The sequence below is a fragment of the Peptidiphaga sp. genome, assembly GCF_057238965.1.
In genome coordinates, this window is the sequence record NZ_DBHHEV010000001.1 from 30,499 (window position 1) to 53,293 (window position 22,795).

General features: G+C 64.0%; 17 protein-coding genes. 9 read left to right on the forward strand and 8 right to left on the reverse strand.

Features of this window, described 5'->3' with window-relative positions; all coding sequences use genetic code 11:
• Genes ACO48X_RS00135 through ACO48X_RS00145 form a run of 3 tightly spaced genes read left to right on the forward strand, consistent with a single transcriptional unit; the run spans position 1 to position 4,639 of the window.
• Positions 1-1,725, forward strand: a complete 1,725-nt coding sequence (locus ACO48X_RS00135; RefSeq protein WP_484999374.1) for an ABC transporter ATP-binding protein — start codon at positions 1-3, stop codon at positions 1,723-1,725.
• 38 nt (positions 1,726-1,763) lie between these two features.
• Positions 1,764-3,425 (forward strand): DUF262 domain-containing protein, encoded by a 1,662-nt coding sequence (locus tag ACO48X_RS00140; RefSeq protein ID WP_484999376.1) that lies wholly within the window; start codon positions 1,764-1,766, stop codon positions 3,423-3,425.
• On the forward strand, positions 3,422-4,639 hold the full coding sequence (locus ACO48X_RS00145) for a type II toxin-antitoxin system HipA family toxin (RefSeq protein ID WP_484999378.1): 1,218 nt from the start codon (positions 3,422-3,424) through the stop codon (positions 4,637-4,639). Before ACO48X_RS00140 ends, ACO48X_RS00145 begins: the two co-directional genes overlap by 4 nt.
• A gap of 121 nt (positions 4,640-4,760) precedes the next feature.
• Here the strand turns inward: ACO48X_RS00145 and rplI are convergent, their stop codons facing one another.
• From rplI to ACO48X_RS00185, 8 genes are all read right to left on the reverse strand, one after another.
• Positions 4,761-5,222, reverse strand: a complete 462-nt coding sequence (rplI, locus tag ACO48X_RS00150) for a 50S ribosomal protein L9 (RefSeq protein WP_484999380.1) — start codon at positions 5,220-5,222, stop codon at positions 4,761-4,763.
• A 14-nt stretch (positions 5,223-5,236) separates the two neighbouring features.
• Positions 5,237-5,473, reverse strand: a complete 237-nt coding sequence (rpsR, locus tag ACO48X_RS00155; RefSeq protein WP_009198124.1) for a 30S ribosomal protein S18 — start codon at positions 5,471-5,473, stop codon at positions 5,237-5,239.
• A 75-nt stretch (positions 5,474-5,548) separates the two neighbouring features.
• Positions 5,549-6,079: a single-stranded DNA-binding protein gene (locus tag ACO48X_RS00160; RefSeq protein WP_484999382.1), complete on the reverse strand. Its 531-nt coding sequence runs from the start codon at positions 6,077-6,079 to the stop codon at positions 5,549-5,551.
• Between the two features lie 23 nt (positions 6,080-6,102).
• Positions 6,103-6,390: a 30S ribosomal protein S6 gene (gene rpsF / locus ACO48X_RS00165; RefSeq protein WP_484989816.1), complete on the reverse strand. Its 288-nt coding sequence runs from the start codon at positions 6,388-6,390 to the stop codon at positions 6,103-6,105.
• Between the two features lie 175 nt (positions 6,391-6,565).
• Positions 6,566-9,016, reverse strand: coding sequence for a transglycosylase domain-containing protein (locus ACO48X_RS00170; protein WP_484999384.1), 2,451 nt, complete (start codon positions 9,014-9,016; stop codon positions 6,566-6,568).
• Positions 9,017-9,154: 138 nt separating this feature from the next.
• A complete protein-coding gene (locus ACO48X_RS00175; RefSeq protein WP_484999386.1) occupies positions 9,155-10,519 on the reverse strand; it encodes an AI-2E family transporter in 1,365 nt (454 codons plus the stop codon).
• 16 nt (positions 10,520-10,535) lie between these two features.
• Positions 10,536-12,038, reverse strand: coding sequence for an MFS transporter (locus tag ACO48X_RS00180; protein ID WP_484999389.1), 1,503 nt, complete (start codon positions 12,036-12,038; stop codon positions 10,536-10,538).
• Entirely contained in the window at positions 12,035-13,597 is a 1,563-nt protein-coding gene (locus ACO48X_RS00185; RefSeq protein WP_484999391.1) for a CCA tRNA nucleotidyltransferase, read from the reverse strand. The genes ACO48X_RS00180 and ACO48X_RS00185 overlap by 4 nt, the downstream gene beginning before the upstream one ends.
• 75 nt (positions 13,598-13,672) lie before the next feature.
• Between ACO48X_RS00185 and ACO48X_RS00190 the strand changes: the two genes are divergently transcribed.
• The 6 genes from ACO48X_RS00190 (at position 13,673) to ACO48X_RS00215 (ending at position 22,724) form a co-directional block, all read left to right on the forward strand.
• Positions 13,673-14,203, forward strand: a complete 531-nt coding sequence (locus tag ACO48X_RS00190; RefSeq protein ID WP_484999393.1) for an NUDIX hydrolase — start codon at positions 13,673-13,675, stop codon at positions 14,201-14,203.
• On the forward strand, positions 14,196-16,592 hold the full coding sequence (locus ACO48X_RS00195; RefSeq protein WP_484999395.1) for a DUF6049 family protein: 2,397 nt from the start codon (positions 14,196-14,198) through the stop codon (positions 16,590-16,592). The genes ACO48X_RS00190 and ACO48X_RS00195 overlap by 8 nt, the downstream gene beginning before the upstream one ends.
• A gap of 120 nt (positions 16,593-16,712) precedes the next feature.
• Entirely contained in the window at positions 16,713-19,241 is a 2,529-nt protein-coding gene (locus ACO48X_RS00200; RefSeq protein WP_484999397.1) for a protein kinase family protein, read from the forward strand.
• 106 nt (positions 19,242-19,347) lie between these two features.
• On the forward strand, positions 19,348-20,283 hold the full coding sequence (trxB, locus tag ACO48X_RS00205) for a thioredoxin-disulfide reductase (protein WP_484999399.1): 936 nt from the start codon (positions 19,348-19,350) through the stop codon (positions 20,281-20,283).
• Between the two features lie 79 nt (positions 20,284-20,362).
• The gene (locus ACO48X_RS00210) at positions 20,363-22,165 is read left to right on the forward strand and encodes an N-6 DNA methylase (RefSeq protein WP_484999401.1); all 1,803 of its coding nucleotides are present in this window, start codon (positions 20,363-20,365) and stop codon (positions 22,163-22,165) included.
• Positions 22,155-22,724 carry a hypothetical protein gene (locus tag ACO48X_RS00215; protein WP_484999403.1) on the forward strand — a complete coding sequence of 190 codons (570 nt, stop codon included), beginning with the start codon at positions 22,155-22,157 and terminating at the stop codon, positions 22,722-22,724. Before ACO48X_RS00210 ends, ACO48X_RS00215 begins: the two co-directional genes overlap by 11 nt.
• The last annotated feature ends 71 nt before the right edge of the window (positions 22,725-22,795 follow it).

The window sequence follows — 22,795 nt, forward strand, 5'->3', positions numbered from 1 at the left end:
ATGTGGACCCTCATGGCGCGCATGGTTGGAATCAAGGAGCTGCGCAAACTCACGCTGATCTTCGTGACGTTCGCGGTGGCGCAAGGGTTGGCCCTGACCCTCATGATCCCTTTCCTGCGCTCGTTTTTGGGCAATCGCGAAGGCCTTGGCGGGTGGCTGGCGGCCGTCCTCGTCGCGGGTGCGGCGACTCTCGCCCTTGGAACATACGGAATGATCGCCTCGTACAAAATCAGCGTTTACGAAGTGTGCGACGTCCTCATCCGCCGGATCGCGGACAAAGCGCTCAAACTGCCGCTGGGATGGTTCGACGCCTCCACGGAGGCCGCCGTGGCCTCGGCCGTCTCGCGCGAGGTCAACACCCTCTCGCACGTCGCGTCGATCGTCATACCCGCCCTGTGCAACGCGTTCGTCGTTCCGGCCGTGATGACCGTGTCAGTGGCCTTCGTCGATTGGAGGCTGGCGCTCATCCTCTTTCTGACGACCGTCCCGCTCAGACAGGTGTGGCGGATCATGCGGCGCGTGTCCAACGAATCGCACGAAGCCTCCACCCGGGCCGGAATCAAAGCGGCCGGGCGCCTCATTGAGTTTGCCAGGCTCCAACCCGTTCTCAGAGCCACCGGCGTCGCCTCCCGAGGTTGGGAGCCGCTCGAGCGCGAGCTCGCCGAGGAAAACGAATCCGTCCACCGCGCCCTCAAAGCGGTGGGCCGCCCGGCCATGCTTTTCACATTGACCGTCCAAGCTGCCTTCGCCCTCGTTCTCGCCGTCGGCCTCTCCTCCGTTCTGGGCGGGAGCCTGGACGCCGTCGGATACCTGGCCGTCATGACAATATGCGCGCGCATGGTCGCCCCGCTGTCGGTCTCCATCCTTTACAGCGACGAGGTGCACAACTCCGAGGTTGCGCTTCGCGCGGTCGCACACATCATCGACAGCCAGCCGCTGCCCGAGCCGGGCGCCGACGAGGCGGTTGCGGATCCGCCGTCGAACGACGTCGAATTCGCGGATGTGACGTTCGGGTACGAGGATGGCCGCCCCGTGGTCGAGGCGATCGACCTTCGGGTGGGGACCGGAGAAATCACGGCGCTCGTCGGGCCTTCGGGCGCCGGGAAGTCGACCTTGCTGCGGCTCATCGCGCGGTTCTGGGACGTCGACGGCGGGAGCGTGAGCGTCGGCGGCGTCGACGTGCGCAAGATTCCCACGGAAGCGCTCATGTCGATGATGTCAATGGTGTTTCAGGAGGTCTTTCTTTTCGACACGACGATTCGCGAGAACGTGCGGATGGCCCGCCCCGGGGCCACGGACGCCGAGCTCGAGGAGGCCGCGCGCCGTGCCAGGCTCGACCGCGTGATCGAGGCGTTGCCCAACGGCTGGGACACGGAGGTAGGCCAGGGCGGCCTCAAGCTTCCCGGCGGCGAGCGCCGGCGGGTCTCCATCGGGCGGGACTTCCTCAAGGACGCGCCAATCATCCTGCTCGACGAGATCACCTCGGCCCTGGACGGCGAGAACGAGGCGGCCATCACCGAGGTTATGCGCGAGCTGGCGCGCGGCAGAACTGTCGTGGTCGTGGCCCACCGGCTGTCGACGATTCGCGACGCCGATCACGTCGCCTTCCTCGAGCCGTCCGACAACGGCGGCCCGGCCCGCATCGTGCAATTCGGCTCCCCGGAGGAGCTGGCCTCCCGAGAGGGGCCGTTCAAGGAATTCCTGCGGGCCAGCATGCAGGCGTGAGGCAGCCGACGAAGCTTTCGCCCCTTTAAGATTGACGCATGGACGACTCTCAAGCATCTTCAACGAACCGCGATTACACGATCGCTGAGCTTTCTGCGCTCGTGACATCAGGCAGACTGCGGCTGCCGCAGTTCCAGCGTTCGTTTCGCTGGGATGCTCAAGATGTCCTCAATCTCTTCGATTCCATACTCCGCGGGTATCCTTTCGGAAGCCTTCTTCTATGGCAACGCGATGCCGGGGCCGATGATCTGAGGATCGGGGCGCTCGAAGTTCAAGCCGGAGCACGCCAAGACGCCCTGTGGGTGGTCGACGGCCAACAGCGCATCACAAGCCTTGTCAACGCCGTCGACCCAAGAGGAATGGCGGACCCTCGGTTCGCGCTCGGCTACTCCCTGAGAGCGAAGAAGGTCGTTCTGTTGAATCGGAATGAAGGCTCGTCCGTGATCCCGCTTCCTGACCTCTTCGATTTCGCACGGGCACTCGAATGGTTGAGGAACAACCCCGACGTATCGAATGCAGCTGAGAACATCCAGGAGGTCGCGGCCAGGCTCAACAGACTTTCCATTCCCGCCATAATCATGGAAGAAGCGAATGAAGGGACTCTACGAGAAATCTTCGACAGGATAAACTCCCGTGGCAAGCGGCTCAATCCCGCGGAGATCTTTGACGCCATCCACGGCGGACCCGACCGTGGGCTCACTACCTCAGGGATCGCCACGCACGTAAACGAGCAGACTCGTTTTGGCAGGCTTGACGACACGGTTGTGGTGCAAGCCCTGCTCGTTCGCAGGCACCCAGATATCACCCGTGACCTCCACAACGAGTTTTCGCCGTCGCGCCGAAATGTCAGCGCCTTCCCCGAAGAGAACAAAGAGGAGGCTTACAAAGAGACTGAGCGCGCACTTGTATCGGCAATTCGATTCCTCCAGCAGGTCGCCGGCGTTCCGCATATAACCTTCCTTCCCTTCCGCTTCCAACTTCTGGTTCTCACCAGGTTCTTCGCGTTGTTTCCCAAGCCGCATGATCGCAATCTCGAGCTCATCTGCAGATGGTTCTGGCGAACGAGCGTGGGAGCCGAAACACTAGGCATCAGCGGCTCACAAAGAGATTTGCGCTATATGGCCAAGCTCATCGCGCCGGGCAAGGAGTCCAGCTCAGTTCAGCGGCTCATCAAAGCCGCCAAACTGACAATGAAACCGGAAAGCGACTTCACCAACCTCCTCGATCTGACAACGTTCCGCACGGATCGGGCGAATTCAAAAGTCGTCCTCGCAGCCTTGTGGAACAAGCATCCAGTGGACGTTCGAACGAACTCTGCCATGACGCCGGACCAGCTTGCCGATCAGCTCGAAAACGACTCCACGCCGCAAGCCGTGACGATCAAGCTTGCGCCAGATTCCGCGGAAAGCGCGGGATTCGCCGCGAACCGGCTCATTTCCTTCGTCGACCGCCAAGAATTCATCGAGCGTGCAAGTGCGGAAACCAACCTTGACTCGCTTCTTCTCGACGAAAAGATGCTGAGCGCCCTTCAAGAGAACCGCCACGAAGACTTCCTCAGAATGAGATCCGGGGTTCTTCGGCGTTACCTCAATGACTTCCTTGACGCGCGCACCGCCTACGGGCAAGAGGATCGGCCTCCTTTGGAGGACTTCATCTTCGACGACGGTGACCCGGACGGTGGCCCAGGGGCGCCGGCATGAACAGCGAATCCTCGGCCTATGCGGTATTCCTCCACGGCGAACACGTGGGGATCCTTCAGCATCGTGGTCGATACACCAAGTTCGTCTTCGACGAAGATTACTGGAATCGCTCAAAGCGGCCAGTCCTTGGACAGTGGTTCGAAAATCATCCTCGCAGACAGCCGAGCGCTACAAACCAAGTGCCGCAGTGGTTCTCGAACCTTCTGCCAGAGGGGCGTTTACGGGAACTCGTTGCTCGCGAGCAGGGGGTAAGCATCTATAACGAGATGGCCTTGCTCGGTCGAATCGGGCGAGACCTTCCCGGTGCCGTCGAGGTAGTCCCAGATCCGGATATCACTGCGAACATCGACGTCGCCGACGTCATTCACATTCCGGATCCTCTGGAATCCACGCCGCGTTTCCCCGTACGCGCCTCGCTGGCCGGTATGACGATGAAATTTTCCGTCTGTCGACAAGGGGACAGGCTCGTCCTGCCAGCTCACGGAGAATCAGGGGACGTCATACTGAAGACGCCTGACGGGCACTATCCGAATCTTCCCGTCAACGAGTTCGCTGTTATGAAACTGGCCGGAAGCATCGGCATTGAAGTGCCCGATGTGAAGCTATATCGCCGTGATCAGATCGACGACCTCGGAGACGGCGCTTGGGTCTCTGATGAGGAGGTTGCCTACACCATTCTGCGATTTGACCGTACCGACAACGGTCGAGTTCACATTGAGGATTTTGCTCAGGTTCTGGGACGTTTTGGAATGGGCGAAAGCAAGTACAAATCGAATGTCGAAACCGTCGCAGGCCTTGCTTTTCGAGGATACGACCATGATTCTCTCCAGGAGACGGTCCGTCGGATCGTTTTCAATCTCCTCGTCGGCAACGGTGACGCACATTTGAAGAACTGGTCGTTGATCTATCCCGATCGGAAGACGGCAAAACTCTCTCCCGCCTATGATCTTGTCTCCACCGCAGCTTACCCCAATCACGCCGAACTTGGCCTTCCCTTCTTCGGCGACGAACGCCTAGAACAGATTTCTCGAAGCCATTTCAAGCGACTCCAAGAAAAACTGCAAGTCGGATCCGCGGACATTCTCGATATTCTGGATGTCACGCTCGAGAACTTCTTCAACGTTTGGCCCAGCATGCGCGAGGAAATGCCAGCCGACGTCGCCCGTTGGATCGACGGCCATGCGTCCCATACTCGCACTCAGCTGACCGGCTGACCTATCGGCGCTGCCATGAAGAATCTGCTGCGCCCTTCCCACGGAAAATCGAACAAGAAAGCGCCCCGCCGTCGCAAACCGCTGAAGCGGCTGCGGCACGCGGGGCGCTTTCGCGGCGCAGTTACTTCTTTTTCCTCTTCTCAGCCACGACCTCGATCGAGATGGTGGCAACGACGTCGTCATGAAGCTTTGCCGCAGCCTTGTAGGAACCGGTCGACTTGATCGGCGAGACGAGGGTGATCGTGCGGCGATCGACCTTCTTGCCGGTGGCGGCCAAAGCGGCCTCGGCGATCTCTGCGTTGGTGACGGAGCCGAAAAGGCGGCCGTTCTCTCCGGCCGGCTTCACGATCTTCAGGACGTTGGCCTGGAGAGCCTCCTGGATCGCGTTCGCCTCGTCAAGCGACTGGATCGCGCGGCGGCGGCGAGCCTCGGCGATCTGGTCGATCTGCTTCTGACCGCCCTTCGTCCAGCGCACCGCATAGCCGCGGGGGATCAGGTAGTTGCGGCCGTAGCCGTCTTTGACGGTGACGACGTCGCCGGCGACGCCAAGCCGGTCGACGTCGTGGGTAAGGATGATCTTCATGCAGAACCCCTCCCTCAGCGAGCCGAGCTCGAGTAGGGAAGCAGTGCCATTTCGCGCGCATTCTTGACGGCGCGGGCGATCTTGCGCTGCTCCTGAACGGTGACACCGGTGACGCGGCGGGCGCGGATCTTGCCGCGGTCCGAGATGAACTTGCGCAGCGTGGCGGTGTCCTTGTAATCGATGTTCTCGATCTTGGCCGACTTCAGAGGGTTGGCCTTCTTCTTGGGCTTGCGAAGAACTGGCTTCGCCATAGTTTTGCTCCTTCAGTTGCGGCGGCCCGTCGGCCGCCAGGCGGCTTGAGCCGCCGAGAAAGTCGAATTGCGAAATCAGAACGGGGGGTTGTCGTCGAAAGCGGAACCGCCCTGGGGGGCGCTGCTCCACGGATCGTGTGCCGAGCCTCCCTGGGGCGCGTCGTACGAGGCACGGCCGCCGCCGTAACCTCCGCCGCCCTGGTAGCTGTTGCCGCCACCGAAGTTTCCGCCTCCCGAGCCGCCGCCCGCGACCTTCGTGACCTGAGCGCGCGCGTACCGCAAAGACGGGCCGATCTCATCGACCTGCATCTCAAGGCTCGTGCGCTGCTGGCCGTTGTACTCGTAGCTGCGGACGGTCAGCCGTCCGGTCACGAGCACCCGCATGCCCTTGCTGAGCGATTCGGCGACGTTCTCGCCGTACTCGCGCCACACGGAGCAGCGAATGAACATCGCCTCGCCGTCCTCCCATTGCTGGGTCTGGCGATTGAGCGTGCGCGGGGTAGACGCGACAGTGAAAGACGCGACGGGCGTGCCCGAACTCACGTAGCGGAGTTCCGGATCGCCGGTCAGATTTCCGACGACGGTAATGATCGGTTCGCCTGCCATGTTTCTCCTTCGGTGTACTGGCCTCAGGCCTCTGCGCGCAGCAGCTTCGTGCGAAGAATGGCCTCGTTCAGGCCAAGCTGACGATCGAGCTCCTGAGCGGTTTCCGGCGTCGCCTTCATGTCGACGACCACGTAGATGCCTTCGGAGCGCTTGTTGATGTCGTAGGCAAGGCGGCGCTTGCCCCAGATATCGACCTTCTCCAGCGTGCCGCCCTCATTGGGGACGACTTGAAGCAGTTTGTCGACGAAGGTTGTGATGTTGCGCTCGTCGACGGTCGGATCGATGATGATCATCATCTCGTAATCACGCATGCTGTTCCCACCTCCTCTGGTCTATGCGGTCATGGTCTTTCCATGACAGGAGGGACAATGCGTTTCGGGGTCTTCCCGCCGGGAAAACACACCGAGTTACAAGTTTACTCGGATCGCAGGCTTCACGCCATCGCTTCCACATGGGCAGGAAGGCCCGCGGGCCACAGCCACATCGCTAACCTCCTGCGGCGCCGTAGCCCCCGTAACCTCCATAACGTCCGTAACCTCCGTAGCCCCCGTAACCTCCGTAGCCTCCATAACGTCCGTAGCCTCCGTAGCCGCCTTGTCCGCCATAGCCTTGCTGGCCGCCGTAGCCGTTTCTGCCCCCGTTTCTGTTGGCGGGCCCGTTGGGAGGATCCTCGCTAGGCTGCACGGGCGTCTGCGGCGTCGGATGCGTTGGCGGATCAGGCTCGTCTTGATCTGAAGGATCAGGCGACGGATGCTTGTGATCGTCGTCGTCATCCGTGGAACTTGTGGTCGGCTCGGGAGTGCCCGTTGTCCCGCTCGGGGTCGGCGTTGCCGTGGGACCGGTCGTGCGGGCGGGCGTCGGCGTCGCGGTCTTTTTCTTCGTTGGGACGCGGCTGTCGCCGTCGGACCTCTTTGGCACGTACGAAGGCTTCGCGAACTTCTCAACCTCCATGCCCGCGGTGGCCTTCTTCATGTATCGAAGCCATATTTCGGCGGGGAACGATCCTCCTCCAATGCCGTAGTAGTACTTGCCGAAGGGAGTGAGAATCTCCTCCTTGCCGTTCGCGCCGATCTGGTACATGTCCACGACCGTGACCATTTGCGGGATATAGCCGATGAACCACGCGGACCAGGGTCCGGACGACGTTCCCGTCTTGCCGGCGACCGGCCTGCCGAGGGTGCCCGCAGTCGAACCCGTTCCGTCGCTCTCGGTCACCGATTGCAAGGCGTAGTTGAGCTGGTTCATCGTCTCCTTTTCGAACGTCCGCTTTCCAGCCGTCGGACCCTTGTACTTAGACTGGCCTTTTCTGTCCTCGACCGCGCGCACAATGTGCGGGGTGGTGGTCACCCCTTGATTGGCGAAGGTCGAATAGCTTTTGGCCATGTCGATCGGGCGGGGCGAGGCCGAGCCGAGGATGTTCGTCAGGTTGTTGTCCAGTCCCGGCGTCGAATCGGGAATGCCCGATTCGACAGCCGCCTTCCTGGTGTTCGCGGGCCCCACGGTGTCGTTGAGCTGGGCGAAGACGGTGTTGACCGAATGCTTCGTCGCAGTGACGAGGTCGATCCGGCCGCGGTCCTTTCCGTCGAAGTTCTGAACGGTGACAGAGCCGTTGTAGAACGTTCTGGGGGTCTTCGAATCGTATGTCTTCGAGAGCGAATAGTCCTTCTGGAGCGCGGCGAGCAGACCGAAAGGTTTGAAGGTGGAACCCGCCTGCGCGCGGTCCTGCGTCACCGAGTTGCGCTGGCGCGCGAGGTAGTCCGCACCGCCGTACATCGCATAGATTTCGCCGTTGCGGGGGTCGACCGAGACGAGGCCGACGTAGTTGTTCTTCGGCCGGTCCTTGGGCAGCCCGTTGACGGCCGCCACCGCGGCGTCCTGCTTGTCCTTGTCGATCGACGTCACAATCTTCAGACCGCCCTGATTGAGGTCGTCAAGGGTGAACTTGCCGCTCGCGAGGAGCTCGTTGCTCACCGCGGAAAGGAGGTATCCGTTGGGGCCTTTGAAGGCCGTGGCCTGCTTGCGCTCAATCGTTTCGGGGAACTTCTGGGCCTGTCTGTCCGCTTTGCTCAGGTAACCCTCGCCGACCATTCGGTCGAGGACGCGATCCCACTTTTCTTTCGCTTTTTGGGGGTTTACGGCGGGATCGTAAATCGTGGGACCGGGAATGATGCCGGCGAGCAGCGCGGCCTGCGAAACGGAGAGCTTGCTTGCGGGAATGCCGAAGTACTTCTGGGAAGCCACTTCAATTCCGTAGGCTCCGCGGCCAAAGTAGATGGTGTTGAGATAGTTTTCGAGGATTTGGTCCTTGGACTGCTGCTTGTCGATTTTTATGGCCAGGATGGCTTCTTTGATCTTGCCCAAGTACCCTTTCGTGCTGCCGAGGTAGTAACGCTCGACGTACTGCTGGGTCAGGGTGGAGCCGCCCTGCCTCGGACCGCCTTTGATGTTGTTGACGAGCGCGCGGAAGATACCCTTCGGGGAGACGCCGTTGTTCGTGTAGAAAGTCGAGTCCTCGGAGGCCACGAGCGCGTTCGAAAGATGCTTCGGCAGCGTCTTCAATTTGACGGGTTCGCGTTCGTAGTCCGCGAATGTCCCCATCTTTGTCACGCCGTCGGAATAGTAGACGGTGGTGGTCTGCGCCAAGGCGAAATCGTCCGGCTCGGGAATTTCCGTGGTGGCGTACAGCGCGACGAAGGACCCGACGAGTAGGGCGAACATCGAGATGAAGGACGCGAGGACGACCCGCCAACTGGGGATCCACCGATGAATCGGCCCGTATCCCCTTCTGGGATAGTTCCAGCCGCGCTTGCGCTTGGGCTTCCCTTTGCGTCGTCCTTCGGCGTGCTCGGTCGCCTCTGCGGAACGCCCCTTCGCCAACTTGTGCGAAGTTGCCTGTGTGTCCTTGTCTCCCCGCACGTTTCCGGTAGTGGTGGGCATCGGACCTCCCGTGTTCTCTCTCGGAATCGAAACGGTTCCGTGAGGCACCTAGTATATAGAGGACTGTTTGGCTTGTTTCTTAGACTATCTTGAATGCTCATCCTGCGCAGCCTTGGCTGAAGGCGGCGGATAGCTTTCTCAGCCTCCGGACTCTCCGCCTTCCGGGGCCGATTTGCGCCGCAACCTCACCTTGGAACGGCCCAACCCCGCTTTGGAGCGCTCGGATTCCGAGTGTTCGTCGAGCTCGGCGGACATAAAATCGACGAAGTCGTCGTCGGCGGGGTTCTCGACGTCGTAGAAACCGCTGTCATAACGTTTTTTCGCTTCGGACTCGGGGATGACGAACACTTCGAGCCATCTGGTCTGAACGCTCGAGTCGATGAGAAGCGCCTTCGCGAAAAGCGTAAGCGGGACGGCCAGAATGGCGCCTAGGGGGCCGATGACGACGGTCCAGAAAAGAAGCGAAAGGAAAGTGACGGTTGTCGACAGGCCGACGGCGTCCCCCGTGATCTTCGGCTGGAAGATCCCCTGGATCACGGAGTTGATGACGCTGTAGGCGATCACCACCCACAGGGCCGTGAGCCAGCCGGAATCGAGCAGCCCCAAGAGCGCGGGCGGCACGAGGCCGATGACGAAGCCGATGTTCGGTATGTAGTTCGTGACAAAGCTGAATATCGCCCACGCCGCCGGCATGGGCACATGGAGGAAGGCCAGGACGATCCCGTTGATGACCGCGACGATCGCGCCAAAGATCGAGGAGACGATCCAGTACTGGCGGACCCGCCCTTCGAAGCCTTCGAGGGCGTCGTGGAAATGCGAATCGTGTTCGTAGACGATCTTCGAACGGAACTTCATCGTCATCGTGTCGACGGTTATGAAAAGCATCGACAAGGCGATCATTCCGAGCAGGCTTCCCGCGGAGGTCAAGTATTCGAGAACGGTGGTGACCGCTGTGACGATCTTGTCGAAATCGAGGTTGTCGAGCAGGTCTTTGGAAAGCTTGCCCGAAGAGAGATTGTACTTTTCGGCCAGGTCGACGACGTTCTCGACGAGGCCTTTGAAGCTTCCCGAATAGCCCTTGAGAGTTTCGGGGAGGTCGATCAAGGACCACACGGTCAGGCCGACCATTCCCAGCAGGAAGCCGAACAGGGCGGTCATCGTGAAGATGGCCGAAAGCCAGGGAGGCAGCCCCTTGCGTATGAGCCACCTGTGGATGGGCCGCACGGTGAGGACGAGCGTGAGCGCAAAAAAGGCCGGGCCGAACAGGTTGCTGACCTCGTGCAGCCCGATGCAGCCGAACGTCACAAGGGAGAGGACGATGAGCGCCTTCATCCCCGCAGGAAGGGTCCGCCCCCGATCCTGTGCGGCGTGCTCCGCCATGACCTTGCGCACTGTCGACTCGGCGTTCCCGCCTGACCCGCCGTCCGCTTCGGCCGACTTCGACGGCTCTTCCTGTGAGGCCGTCTGGGAGCCGGGCAAAGGCTCTTCATCCTGCGAGGCCATCTAGGCTCCACCCTCCTCAATCGTGTACATCTAATCTAGTCTGCCCTATGGACCGCACGCCATAGCCGTCAATGCGCGAAAACAAGCGCGTGTCACACTTTTCGCCCGCCTGGGGCTTCGCCTTCCCCTTTTCGAGCTCTGAGTCCGTTGCCTGGGAGCCTGTTTCATCCGAAGAAGGGTCTGTTTCGTCCGCGGGAGGGGCTGTTTCGTCCGGAGGAGAGCCTGCGTCCCTGGGATTCCCGCCGAGCCGCGCCATGGCCCAGAAAAAGACGAGAGCCAAGATCCAAACGAGCGCGAACAGCGCCGTTTGAACCTCGCGCGACCATCCGACGTCGGGAAGCGCAACGAGGCCGACCCCCGCCGCCGCGCACACGCCCAGATTGAACAAGACGTCGTACAGGGCGAAGGCTCGTCCGCGATAGGCGTCAGAGGCGTCGGACTGCACGATCGTGTCGACGGCGATCTTGGCGCCCTGCACCCCGAGGCCGACGAAGAACGCCCCGACCGCCAGCGTGCCCGTCCTCGGGGCGAGGACGAAGGTCGCCTGACCCGCGGATCCCCCGATGAGGCAGGTGACGACCCACCGCCAAGGGGCGATCTTCTCGTGGGCGATCGGCGTGAGGACGACGGCGACGAACTGCCCGGCGACCATCGCCCCGCCGAGCGTGCCGAAGTAGGCGAGGCCGGCGTCGGCGTCGGACGGCTCGGCGAGGAGGTTCCTTGAGACGAGGATGATCGTGATGAATTCCATCTCGTACACGAATCGATGGAAGGACATCGTCGCGAGGGCCAACGCCGGGGTCCGCCTGCGGGTCAGATAGACTGCGGCGCCGACGAGGTCGCGAACCGTCGAGCGAAAGGAGGGCGAGGCCGGCTGCGATCCAAGCCCTTCGCGCTTCGGGCCCAGCTGGTCGGGGCTCAGGAGGCTCGCCAGGCCGGAGGCGGCGAGGTAGAGAACCGCCGCGACGAACAGCGAGGCGACGTCCCGCGAAGATCCTTCCGGCAGCAAAACGCGGATGAGAAAACCGGCGACGGCGCCGATCCCCATCGCCAGCCCGCCGAGCGTGGGAACCACGGAATTGGCGGTCAGGAGCTCGCGTTCGCCGACGACCGACGGCAGCCCGGCCGAAAGGCAGGAAAGGAGGAAACGGCTCAGGCCCAATGCGCTGAGCGTCAGCGCGTAGACGATCCCGATCCCGGCCGATCCCCACGTGGCGGCGGCGACGCACAGCGCGAGGAGGCAGCGCACGGCGTTTCCGAACAGGAGGATTTGGCGACGTCGCCACCTGTCGAGGAGCGGGCCGAAAAAAGGGCCGACGAGGCTGTACGGGCCGAACATCACGACGATGGCCGCAGCGACCCCGGCCGCAGAGGTCATGGACTGAGGGCTGAAAAAGAACAGGGAGGCCAGCCCGGCCTGGAACATGCCGTCTCCGACCTGGGAAACAAGCCGCACGCCCAGGAGCTTGCGAAAGCCGACGGATTTCGCGAGCGCCGACAGATCCGCGAGGACGCTCACGGCTCGCTCGAAGCGGCGCCGGCGGCTGGAGCGGAGTCTTTCGCGCCGGAGCTTCGCTCGGCCCACCAGGCCAGCAGGCGGCGTTCGGCTTCTTCCTCTCCGAGGGGGCCCTCGTCGAGGCGGAGCTCGAGCAGGTGGTTGCGGGCGGCGCCGACCTCGGGCCCGGGCTTGAGGCCGAGGATCTCCATGATGCGGGCGCCGTCCAGGTCAGGACGGATGGCGTCGAGCGCCTCCTGCTCGGCGAGGTCGCGGATGCGCGCCGCGAGCTCGTCGTTGCCCGCCTGAAGCCTGCCGACCTTGCGGCGGTTTTGGGACGTCACATCCGCGCGAATAAGGCGCATGAGATGCGGAAGCAGGTCCCCGGCGTCGCGCACGAAACGGCGCACGGCCGAATCGGTCCATCCGGCCTCCGAGAATCCGAAGGCGCGCAGGTGGAGCTCGACGAGCCTCGCCACGTCCTTCTCCGTCTGCTTGTCGAAGCGCAGCGCCGCCATCCGCTTGGCCGCCATGCGCGCGCCGACGACGTCGTGGGCCCGGAACGTGACCGATCCGTCTTTCTCGAAACGCCTCGTGCGCGGCTTGCCGACGTCGTGGAAGAGGGCGGCCAGCCGCAGCGTGAGGTCGGGGCCCGCAAGTTCGCCTCCCAGAAGGTACGCCTCGTACTCCTCCTTGGACGCGGGGTCCTCGAGGGCGATCGCCTGATCGACGACGGTGAGTGTGTGCTCGTAGACGTCCTTGTGGCGATTGTGCTCGTCCGCCGTGTCGCGCAGCCGGGCGATCTCGGGAAGGACGACGTCGGCCACGCCGGTGTAGACGAGCAGCTCGATTCCTCGGCGCGGCGCGGGCGAGAGCATGAGCCTTTCGAGCTCGGCCCGGATCCGCTCGGCGGAGACGATCGCGAGGCGCTCGGCCATCTCGGCCATGGCGGACATGACGTCCTCGCCCACGTCGAACCCCAGCTGCGCGGCGAAGCGGGCCGCGCGCATGATCCGCAGGGGATCGTCGTCAAAGGATTGAACCGCGGTTACGGGGGTTCTCAAAACCCCGCCGACGAGGTCGTCAAGGCCGCCGCACGGGTCGACCAGCTCAAGCTCGGGGAGCCGGACGGCCATGGCGTTGACGGTGAAGTCGCGCCGAGAGAGGTCGCCCTCGAGAGTGCGGCCGAAGTCGACCTTCGGTTTGCGCGAGCCGACCTCGTAAGAGTCGGACCGATACGTGGTCACCTCCACAGTCAGGTCGTCGCGGACGGATCCTATCGTGCCGAACTCTCGGCCGACGTCCCAGGTGGCGGCGCCCCACGACGAGAGGAGCTTCTCGGTGATTTCAGGGGGCGCCGACGTCGTCAAATCGAAGTCGTGAATGGGCAATCCGAGGAAGGCGTCGCGGACCGGCCCTCCCACGAGTGACACTTCGTGCCCCGCATCTGCGAAAATGGATCCCAGTTCATCGATGGCCGGAGGGAGGGACCCAAGGGTCTTATGCCCCTGAGCAAGGAGCAGGGCCCGGCGGTTGACTCCGGTTGTCGCCGCATTGTGTATCGGTTCGTAGGAGGGATTCACGCGTTGCACCTTATAAGGGTGCCATGTTCGATCGTCTCTGCATACTTCCGGTGCGCCACAACCTACGTGAGAAACATGTCGACATCAGCACCGCGGCCTTCGCCGACGGGACGGCACCGGCGCAAGCGCACGCCCCGGGCCGTTTCCGCCATCCACCATCCCTATCCCGTGGTGAATGAGACTAGCGCGGGCGGCGTGGTCCTGTCCGTCAAAGACGGATGGGCTTACGTCGCCGTCATTGCACGCCGCAACAGGGGCGGCCGCCTCGAATGGTGCCTTCCCAAGGGCCATCTGGAAGGAACCGAGACCCCGGAGGAAGCCGCCGTGAGGGAGGTTTCGGAGGAGACCGGCATATTCGGAAGGGTTCTCACCCATCTGGCGAGCATCGACTACTGGTTCTCGGGCGCTGACCGCCGCGTCCACAAAGTGGTCCATCACTTCCTCCTCGAGGCGCTGTCGGGCGTCCTGACAACGGAAAACGACCCCGATCAGGAGGCGGAGAAAGTCGAGTGGGTCCGCATCGACAAGGTCGGCTCGCGCCTCGCCTACCCGAACGAGCGCCGAATCGTGGCCGCCGCGCGCGCCATCCTTTCGGGACGTGATTGACGTGAAAGACGCAACCAGGACGACGGGCGTCGGCGACGCGAAAGTCGCAGGCAAGGCGGGATCTGCGGACAACGCCAAAGGCGGGTCGCGCGGGGGACGGTGGATTTCGGCCTTTCTGGCCGCGCTCGTCTGCCTCTCCGGCGCCTTTGCCGCTCCGGCCTCAGGCACGCACACGGCGTCGAGCGCACACGGCGCTTCAGGCGAGCGCCTCTCGAATGCGGGCACAGCTTCGGGCCGCTCCGCAGCCTCGAACGCCCGCTCGGAGTCAGCTCCGGCGCGAATCGGCAGGCCCGCCTCGACCGTCCCGGCGGAGAGGAAGGCGCAGCCGACCGTTCGGATAACCTCGGTGGGCTCTCCGATTCTCCAGCCCGACGAGAATCTCAGCGTTTCGGCGGAGGTGAAAAATCCGGGCTCGACGCCGATCACGGTCTCTGCCTCTAAGCTCGCCTCTCAGAAGAACGTCCCCGGGTCGCGTTCGCAGGTGCTCGCATTCCTCCATGGATCCGGGTCCGCCCGAGGCTCGGCGGGCATGGAGACGCTCGCCGAGCGCAAGGACTCCGTCGTCGTCCCCGCCGGATCGACGACGACCCTGACCTTCACCGTCCGGCGATTCATGCTGCCGTGGGGCGCGACGGACGAAGACTGGGGGCCGCGAGGAGTCGAAGTCTCTGCGACGATCGGCGAGAAACGGGTCAAAGACCGTTCGATCGTCGTCATGGCGCCCACGGCGCCGGTGACGCCGATGCCGACGGCCGCACTCATTCCGCTAACGTCTTCCCCCGCCGAAATCGCCTCGAATCCTTCCGTGAAGTCGCAGGCCGAACATCGCACGCCGACGGTCCCGGAAAGAATCCCTCGGGCGGTCAAGGAGCTTTCGGCGCCCGGAGTGACGCTCGCCCTCGACCCGCTCATCGCCGACGTCGCCGGAGCCGATCTGACCAAGGCGCTCGCCTCCTTTTCCCGCCAGCGCGCCACCCAGCTCATTCTCACGGCGCCGGGGGACTCCGACGTCGCCGCGAGGATGCACGCCTGCGACGACGCCGGCGAGCTCAACTCGTGCGCCAAAGCCTATCTCGATGCCGAAAAGGCCCTCGCGACGAGGGTCTCCGAAGACATCTCCGCGAGGCTGAACATCGACGCCCCGCGCACGGACATCGCCCTTTTGCCGCCGCAGACCGATTCGCTGACGGCCACCGGCCTTGCCAGCGCAGGCGGCGGCCCCGCGGTGCTCTCCGGCAATCAGACTCCGGTCAGAGGCAAGGGAACCACGCCGTCGGCGCGGATGCGGCTTCCGGGCACGTCGACCGCCGCCCTGGCATCGGACACCGCCATGAGCGCCGCGTTCTCCGGAACTCTCCCAGACAACGCCGACGCCGACTCGACCCCGTCGGGATCGGAGACCCTCGACGCTTTGGACGCCCGCCAGCTCGTGCTCGGCCTGTCGGCGGCCACCTACAGGGAGCGGCCGAGCACGTCCCGAGTCACTTTGATAGAGGGGGACCGCGCGGGCATGCCCTACCTCGGGCAGGCAGATCCGGCGAAGGCCTCGACGGACAGCGCCCTCAGCCCCGAGAACATGGGCGAAACGGTCCGGGCCTTGATGTCGGCGCCGTGGGTGGCGCCGACCACCGTGAGCGGCGCCTTCGACCAAAGCCCGTCGACGGCGGCTCGAAGCTCGCTCCCGGAGTATCGCTCGCCGACCGGGATGCTCACCCGCAAGGAACTCGAGCGCATCGACTCGGCGCGGAAGAACTTTGACGTCATCGTCGACGTCTCCGGAAGCAAAGCGCTGCTCAACCAGACGGTCACGGCCCGCGCCTACTCGCTGACCGGCGTCGCCTGGCGGGCTTCGAGGGACTCTCGGACGGAAGTCCTCAAGGCCTACGAAGCCGACGGACAGATCTTCCTCAGGAGCATCGCGGCCGAGCGGTCCTCGACGATCAACATCATCTCCACGAAATCGGAGATCCCGATTCACGTGGGCAACTCTCTGCCGGTGCCGGTCACCGTCTGGGTCGAATTGCACTCGCGCGACCCGCGTTTGAAAGCCGGCAAGAAGGTCAAGGCGACTTTGGCGCCCAGCTCCTCGACCAAGGTCCTCATTCCCGTCAGGGCCTTCGGCTCCGGAAACATAACCGCCGACGTCAGAATTCTCAACGAGGCGGGGGCCTCCGTGGGTGTGACGAAGTCGCTACAGACGCGTGTGCGTTCTGACTGGGAAAACATCGGAACCGGCGTTTTCTTGGCTTTCTTTCTCACCCTCCTCATCGTCGGCACCGTCAAATCGCTTCGCAAGGGACGCCGTTCGCGCTCATTCAGCCCCGAAGAGGTCCGTAAGGCACGTAGGGAAGCCGCTGCAAGGGCAGCCGCTGCAAAGGAGGCTGCATGAAGGGAATTCCCCTCGAATCCCCTGGCAAGGCGAGCCTGACCCTATCAAGTTTCCCCGGTAATATGGACGGCGTCGCACACGTGGTTAGGAGTTCTCGCGCGTGTCCACGAAGGGAGTGTCATGAATAGCTTCGCCCAGGCGGGTCAAGTGATCGCCGGCCGCTACAGGCTCACCGAGCCGTTTTCCGAGCAGCCGCCGTATCCCGGCGTTCAAGCATGGAACGTGGTCGACACGCTCCTCGGGACCTCGCTGCGCATCCTCGCGTTGGACCCCGGCAACCCGAATGCGAGCGAGGTGCTCGACGCGGCAAGGCGCAGCTCGCTCATCGACGACCCGCACGTCGTGCGCATCATCTCCGTCGGCGAAGACCCCGCCGCCCACTACGTGGCCACCGAGATCCCGCTCGGGACGCCGCTGTCCGCCTATCTCCACGGCGCCCCCTTCGCCCCCGACCAAGCGCAGGCGCTCACGGGCGAGGTCGCGAGCGCGCTGAACTCGGCGCGGGCCAGAGGAGTCCGCCATCTTCAGCTGGCGCCTCAGCACGTCCGGGTGGGCGTGTTGGGCGAGGTCTTCATCGACGGGCTGGGCGTCGAGGCGGCGTTGGCCAACCTTCGCGCGGATTCGATGTCCAGCTCTCAGGCAGACCGCATGGAGTCTCGGGGGATCGCGGTTCTCCTGGCCCGGCTCCTCACCGGAGACGGGCAATCCAAGGCCGACGCCGTTCTGCGGTCCGCAGCCGAAAACGGCTCCCTGCCCGGAGCGCTGCGCAGCACGTGCACGCGAGAGCTCCGAGGATTGGGCGCACTGTCCCCGGCCGACCTTGTTCGCGAGCTCGCTCCCTGGGGCGCCGTCGAGCCCTCGGAGTTCCCTTCCACGAAAACCTCAGGCAAATCGGCCTCGCCGTCGGCCGAGCCGGCCGCGGCGGGAGACTCTTCCGACCGCGCACCGAAGGAGGCGGACGCGAATCGGGGCGGCGAGCCGGCCGCCGGAGGGCACGGGGCCCCGGACGAAACCGGCTCTGCGCGCAGCGACATCGACCCCCTTTCCGACGATTCCGTCAAGTCCGGCGGCATGAAGCCGAAATGGTCGAGTCTGGGCGCCTTCGCGGAGGAGCACCCCGAGGCGGTCGATCCCTCGGCCACCGCCATCTTCCGTCCCGAAGACTTCGGCGACGCCCCCGAAGGCGACTACGTGAGCATTGCGGACGGCCCCGAGGACGAGGTCTCTGAAGACAAGACGATTGAAACCGCGGCGGCGAGGGACAAGGAGACCGCAGAAGGCAAGAAAGCGCCACAGGGCAAGAAGGCTTCACAAGGCAAGAAGAAGACTCAAGGCGGCAAGAAGAAGTCCGCGCAGGGCAAAAATAAAGCAAGCGGCGGCGCGGCCGCCGACGCGGCGAGGCAAGCCGAGCTTTCTCAGACTCAAGTCGAGCTCTCTCAGACGGCGGTGTCTTTGCAGGCAACCGGGCCTTCGGAATCTTTGCAGGCGGCCAATGCAGCCGATCCCGCAGCCGAAACAGCCCGCACTCCGTCAAAGCCCTCCGGCTCTTCCGCTGACGACGGGGCCGCCTTCGTCGGGGAGGAGAAACGGAAAGCGAACGCGGGGAGCGGCGAGGCAACGCTCGCCGGGCAGTCGGCGGAGAAACAAGCCGCGGGCCACGCCGCGGCGGAAGCAAACCGCGCCAAGGCAGGCAAAGGGAAAGGCAAATCCTCGGCGGCGAAAACAGAGGAGGCCTCCGAAATGCCTCCGTCGTTCCTGCCTCATTCGGGCAATGCGGCGGGGGCGGCCACTGTTCGCATGCCCGTTTCCTCGGGCGGCCAGACGTCTGCGCCGGGCCAGGCCTCTCCGGGCCAGGCGCCTTCGCAAGGCCACGCGGCTCCGGCAAGCCAAACGGCTTCGGCAGCCCAGGAAGACCCCTGGCTTCTCGGCGCCCAGCCGGAGGAGCCGGTTTCTCCCGGAAACCTGGCCGGAGAGGAGATCGACAGGCCGCTCTACAATCCCTCGAAGGTCGTTGTGGCGCTTGCCCTTGTGCTCATCCTCGTCGTCGGGGCCTGGGCCGTTTTCAAGTTCTTCTCTCCGACGAGCGTCTCCACGACCAAGCCCACGGCCACGAAATCGCTGGAGCCGACCAAGGCTCCAAGCAGCGCCAAAAAGCCGACTGAGAACCCGACGAAGAAAGAGGATCCGGACAAGCTTCCCGAGCCGAAAGTCTCGAGCGTCTCCCTCCTCAACCCCTACGGCGCCCAGATGGAACCGTCCACAGTCAACGAACAGGACAATCCCTCTCAAATCAGGTATCTGACGGATCGAAAGCCCTCGACCTCGTGGCAGTCCTGGTGGTACGGAGACGCCTCCTACAACAAGAACAAAGAAGGGATAGGCTTGGCCATCAAGCTTTCGGGCAAATCGAAAGTGACCTCTGTCAAGATCGAATCCAAGCTTTCCGGCGGGAAAGTCGAGTGGCGCAACTCCTCGGAGTCTTCGCCCAACAGCGGCGACGTCGTCGCCGAAGGCGGACTCAAGCCGGGATTGACCCTTTCAGCTTCGGAATCGGTGGCCACCGACACCGTCATCCTCTGGTTCCCGGAGCTGTCGAAGGAGAGCGCCAAGAAGTACAGGCTCGACATTTCGGAGATCACCGTCGAGTGACGAACGGTGCGCCCCGCTGCAGCGGCGCGCGGAAGCCGGACCCGGACGTCGGGAATAGCAGGCCCCTTCGCGCGCGTTCACTTCTCGACACCTACGAAAGGCAGACATGACTGAGAAAGTTCACGACGTCGTCATCGTCGGATCCGGCCCTGCCGGCTGGACGGCCGCCATATACACAGCGCGCGCGGGATTCGAGCCGATGGTCGTGGCCGGCGCCCTCGAGGCGGGCGGAGCGCTCATGAACACCACCGAAGTCGAGAACTTCCCGGGCTGGCCCGATGGGATCATGGGTCCCGACCTCATGGACAAGTTCCAGGCCCAGGCACAGAAGTTCGGCGCTTCGGTCGAGTACGAAGACGCGACAGAGCTCCGGCTCGAAGGCGACGTCAAGACTGTCGTCACAGACTCTTCGACCTACAAGGCGAAAGCGGTGATCCTCGCGCTCGGCTCGGCGTACAAGAAGCTCGGCCTCGAGGGCGAACGGCTTTATTCAGGCAAGGGCGTGTCGTACTGCGCAACATGCGACGGTTTCTTCTTCAAAGACAAGGAGATCGCCGTCGTCGGAGGCGGCGACTCGGCGCTGACGGAGGCGCTTTTCCTCACACGTTTCGGCTCGAAGGTCCACCTGATCCACCGCCGCGACCAGTTCCGTGCGTCGAAGGTGCTGACCGACCGCGTCGCGGCCGACCCCAAGATCGAGATTCACTGGAACAAGACAGTCTCCGAGCTTTCCGGCGGCGAGACCCTCGAATCCGTCACGCTCGCCGACACCGTCACGGGCGAGACCTCGGTGCTTCCCGTCGCGGGACTTTTTGTGGCGATCGGCCATGACCCGCGCACCGCGCTCGTTCGCGATGAAGTCGCCTTGGACGGCGCGGGGTACATCTTGGTCGATGAACCCTCCACCCGCACAAACGTCCCCGGAGTCTTCGCGGCCGGCGACGCCGTCGATCACACGTACCGCCAAGCCATCACGGCGGCAGGTTCCGGAGCCCGCGCCGCACTGGACGCCCAGGCTTACCTCGAAAACCTGCACGGCTGACCGGAGGCTTCCGCGTCCCGCGCCAACCTCCGGCGTCGCCCCTCCGAATTCTGTCGGAGGGGCGCAGCACCGTATGAGTATGTCCGAGACCTCCGCTTCCGACGCTCGCAAAGCTCGCGGAGCTTTCTTCACTCCCGCTCCGATCGCGCGGTTCATCGTCGATTGGGCGGTGCGCAGGGCGGGTGACAGCGTCCTCGACCCCTCGTGCGGCGACGCCGCCTTTCTTGCGCCGGCCGCGATGAAGCTTCTCGAGCTTTCCTCGGCGCGGCCGGTCGAGGCCTGCGTTCGAAGGTCCGCGATTGGCAAAGGGCAAACCGCACGCAAAGAGAGGGAAATCTGCGGGGAGAGTCCTGTCGGCGAAAAGTCCGCAGTCTGCGAGGCAGCGGCCTGCGAGGCCGAGCCCCGCGAGATCCGGGTCGATGGAGTGGACATTGACCCTCCTAGCGCGGCGGCGGCCCGCGAACGCGTCGGCGCGCTCGGTGCGCGCGCACGTGTCCTGGTCTCCGATTTCTTCGCAATTCCGGCCGAAGCCCGCTACGACGCCGTCGTGGGCAATCCTCCCTACGTCAGGTATCAGGGGTTTGCGGGCGCCTCGCGAACCGTCGGCAGAGAGGCGGCCTTGCGAGCGGGGGTGTCTTTGACGGCGCTCGCCTCGAGCTGGGCGCCCTTCGTTGTCCACGCCTGCCAATTTCTTGTGCGAGGGGGCAGGCTCGGCTTCGTCCTTCCGGCCGAACTGCTCAGCGTCAACTATGCAGCACCCGTTCGCCGTTTTCTTTTTGACAGCTTTTCAAGCATCGAACTGGTCCTTTTCGAACGCCGGGTGTTCGACGAGGCCCAAGCCGACGTCGTCCTCCTGCTGGCCGAAGGATACGGAGGCTCGACGTCGCACGCCGCAGTCCGCCAGGTCCGCGACGAGCGCGATCTGGCCGCCGCATCTGCGCGTCCGCGCGCGGCCCGCGGCGAAAGGACGTGGGCGCCCGCCGCCCCGGAAGCCAAATGGACCGAGTTGCTCGCGCCCGCGGCCGCGCTTGCCGCCCTCGACGAACTGCGCGATTCTTCGGCATTGACGCCGCTCTCCGAGTGGGGCGCGGTCAAACTTGGAGCAGTCACCGGCAACAACGGCTATTTCACGCTTTCTCCCTCTCGCGCCCGCGAGCTTGGCTTGGACCGCCGCGACCTGCTCAGAATCAGCCCGGCGGGAAGCTCTCATTTGCGCGGGCTGTCCCTCACGTCAAGGGCGTTGGCGGCTCTGGGAGAAGAAGGCCGAGGAACGCTGCTTTTCAGGCCGCGAACCCCTTTGTCCGCCGCCGCACGGCACTACATTCGCGCGGGCAGCGAAACCGGCGTCGACCTCGCGTACAAATGCAGAGCGCGGGACCCGTGGTACATCGTCCCGCTCACGGCCGTCCCAGACCTTTTCTTGACGGCGATGAATGCCGAAATGCCGCGCCTCGCTGCCAACAGCGCCCGCGTGCGCCATCTCAATTCCGTCCACGGAGTCTGCCTGGCGGAAGAACTCCGCCGCTTGGGAACGGAGCTGCTTCCCCTGGCCTGCCTCAATTCTGCGAGCAGGCTCAGCGCCGAGCTCTCCGGCCGCAGCTACGGAGGCGGCATTCTCAAACTGGAGCCCGGCGAAGCCCGCAGATGGCTCGTCCCTTCGCCCGCGCTCATAAGCGAACGGCTTGAAGAACTGCGGTCGATCAAAGCCTCGGTTGCGCGGGCTCTGCGGCGGGGCGAGCTGTCCCGCGCAACCGAAATGGTCGACGCCGCCCTCGGACTGGCTAGCGCAAAGCCGGGCTCGGCCGAACCCGGCGGCCTTTTCGCGGCCGCCGCGGCTCTGTCGCGTCGGCGCATGGACAGAGGGAGGAAGCTTGGCCGATAAAGCCGAAGAAGCCAGAACCGAGGAAGTTGGAACCGGGCCAGAAGGCCGACCGCGTTATGCGCTCGTTTTCGCGACGGCACGCTGGTGCGAGCCCGCCGTTCCCATGCGCGTCATCTTCAACGAGGTGGTCCGCGACCTCCAACGCAGGGTCGTCGAGGCCCGCCGCCGGGTAGCTTTGCCCGTCGGCGAAAACCTGCCCGCCAGTGAAGCCTCGCCGCCTGCCGGGTCCAACTCGCTTCTCGCTTCGGCCTTTTCGCGCATCGCAGGCGTGCGCGGCGTCGTCCTCGACGTCGACGAAGTCGACGCGGTCCTTGACTCGAGGGCCGACGACGCCGCATCCGGCCGACCCCCCGATCCCGCTTTCGAGCTCGATCCGCTCATTTCCCCCGCCTTCGCCGAAACGATTGACTTCGTCCCCATGATCGTCCTCATACGCGAAGGGAACCGGTCCACAGAGGGCGAGGAACTGGTGCGCTTCGCCGGTCAGTTGCCAAAGCTTCACATTCGCGACCGGATTCTCGAGGCGCTCGGCGACGACCTTCTTCCTCCGGCTGCGTGAGTTTAGCCGATCCGTGGCAAACTTAGAAGGGTCGCACTCCCGGCGGGAACGCATCCGGAAACCGGGGTGCG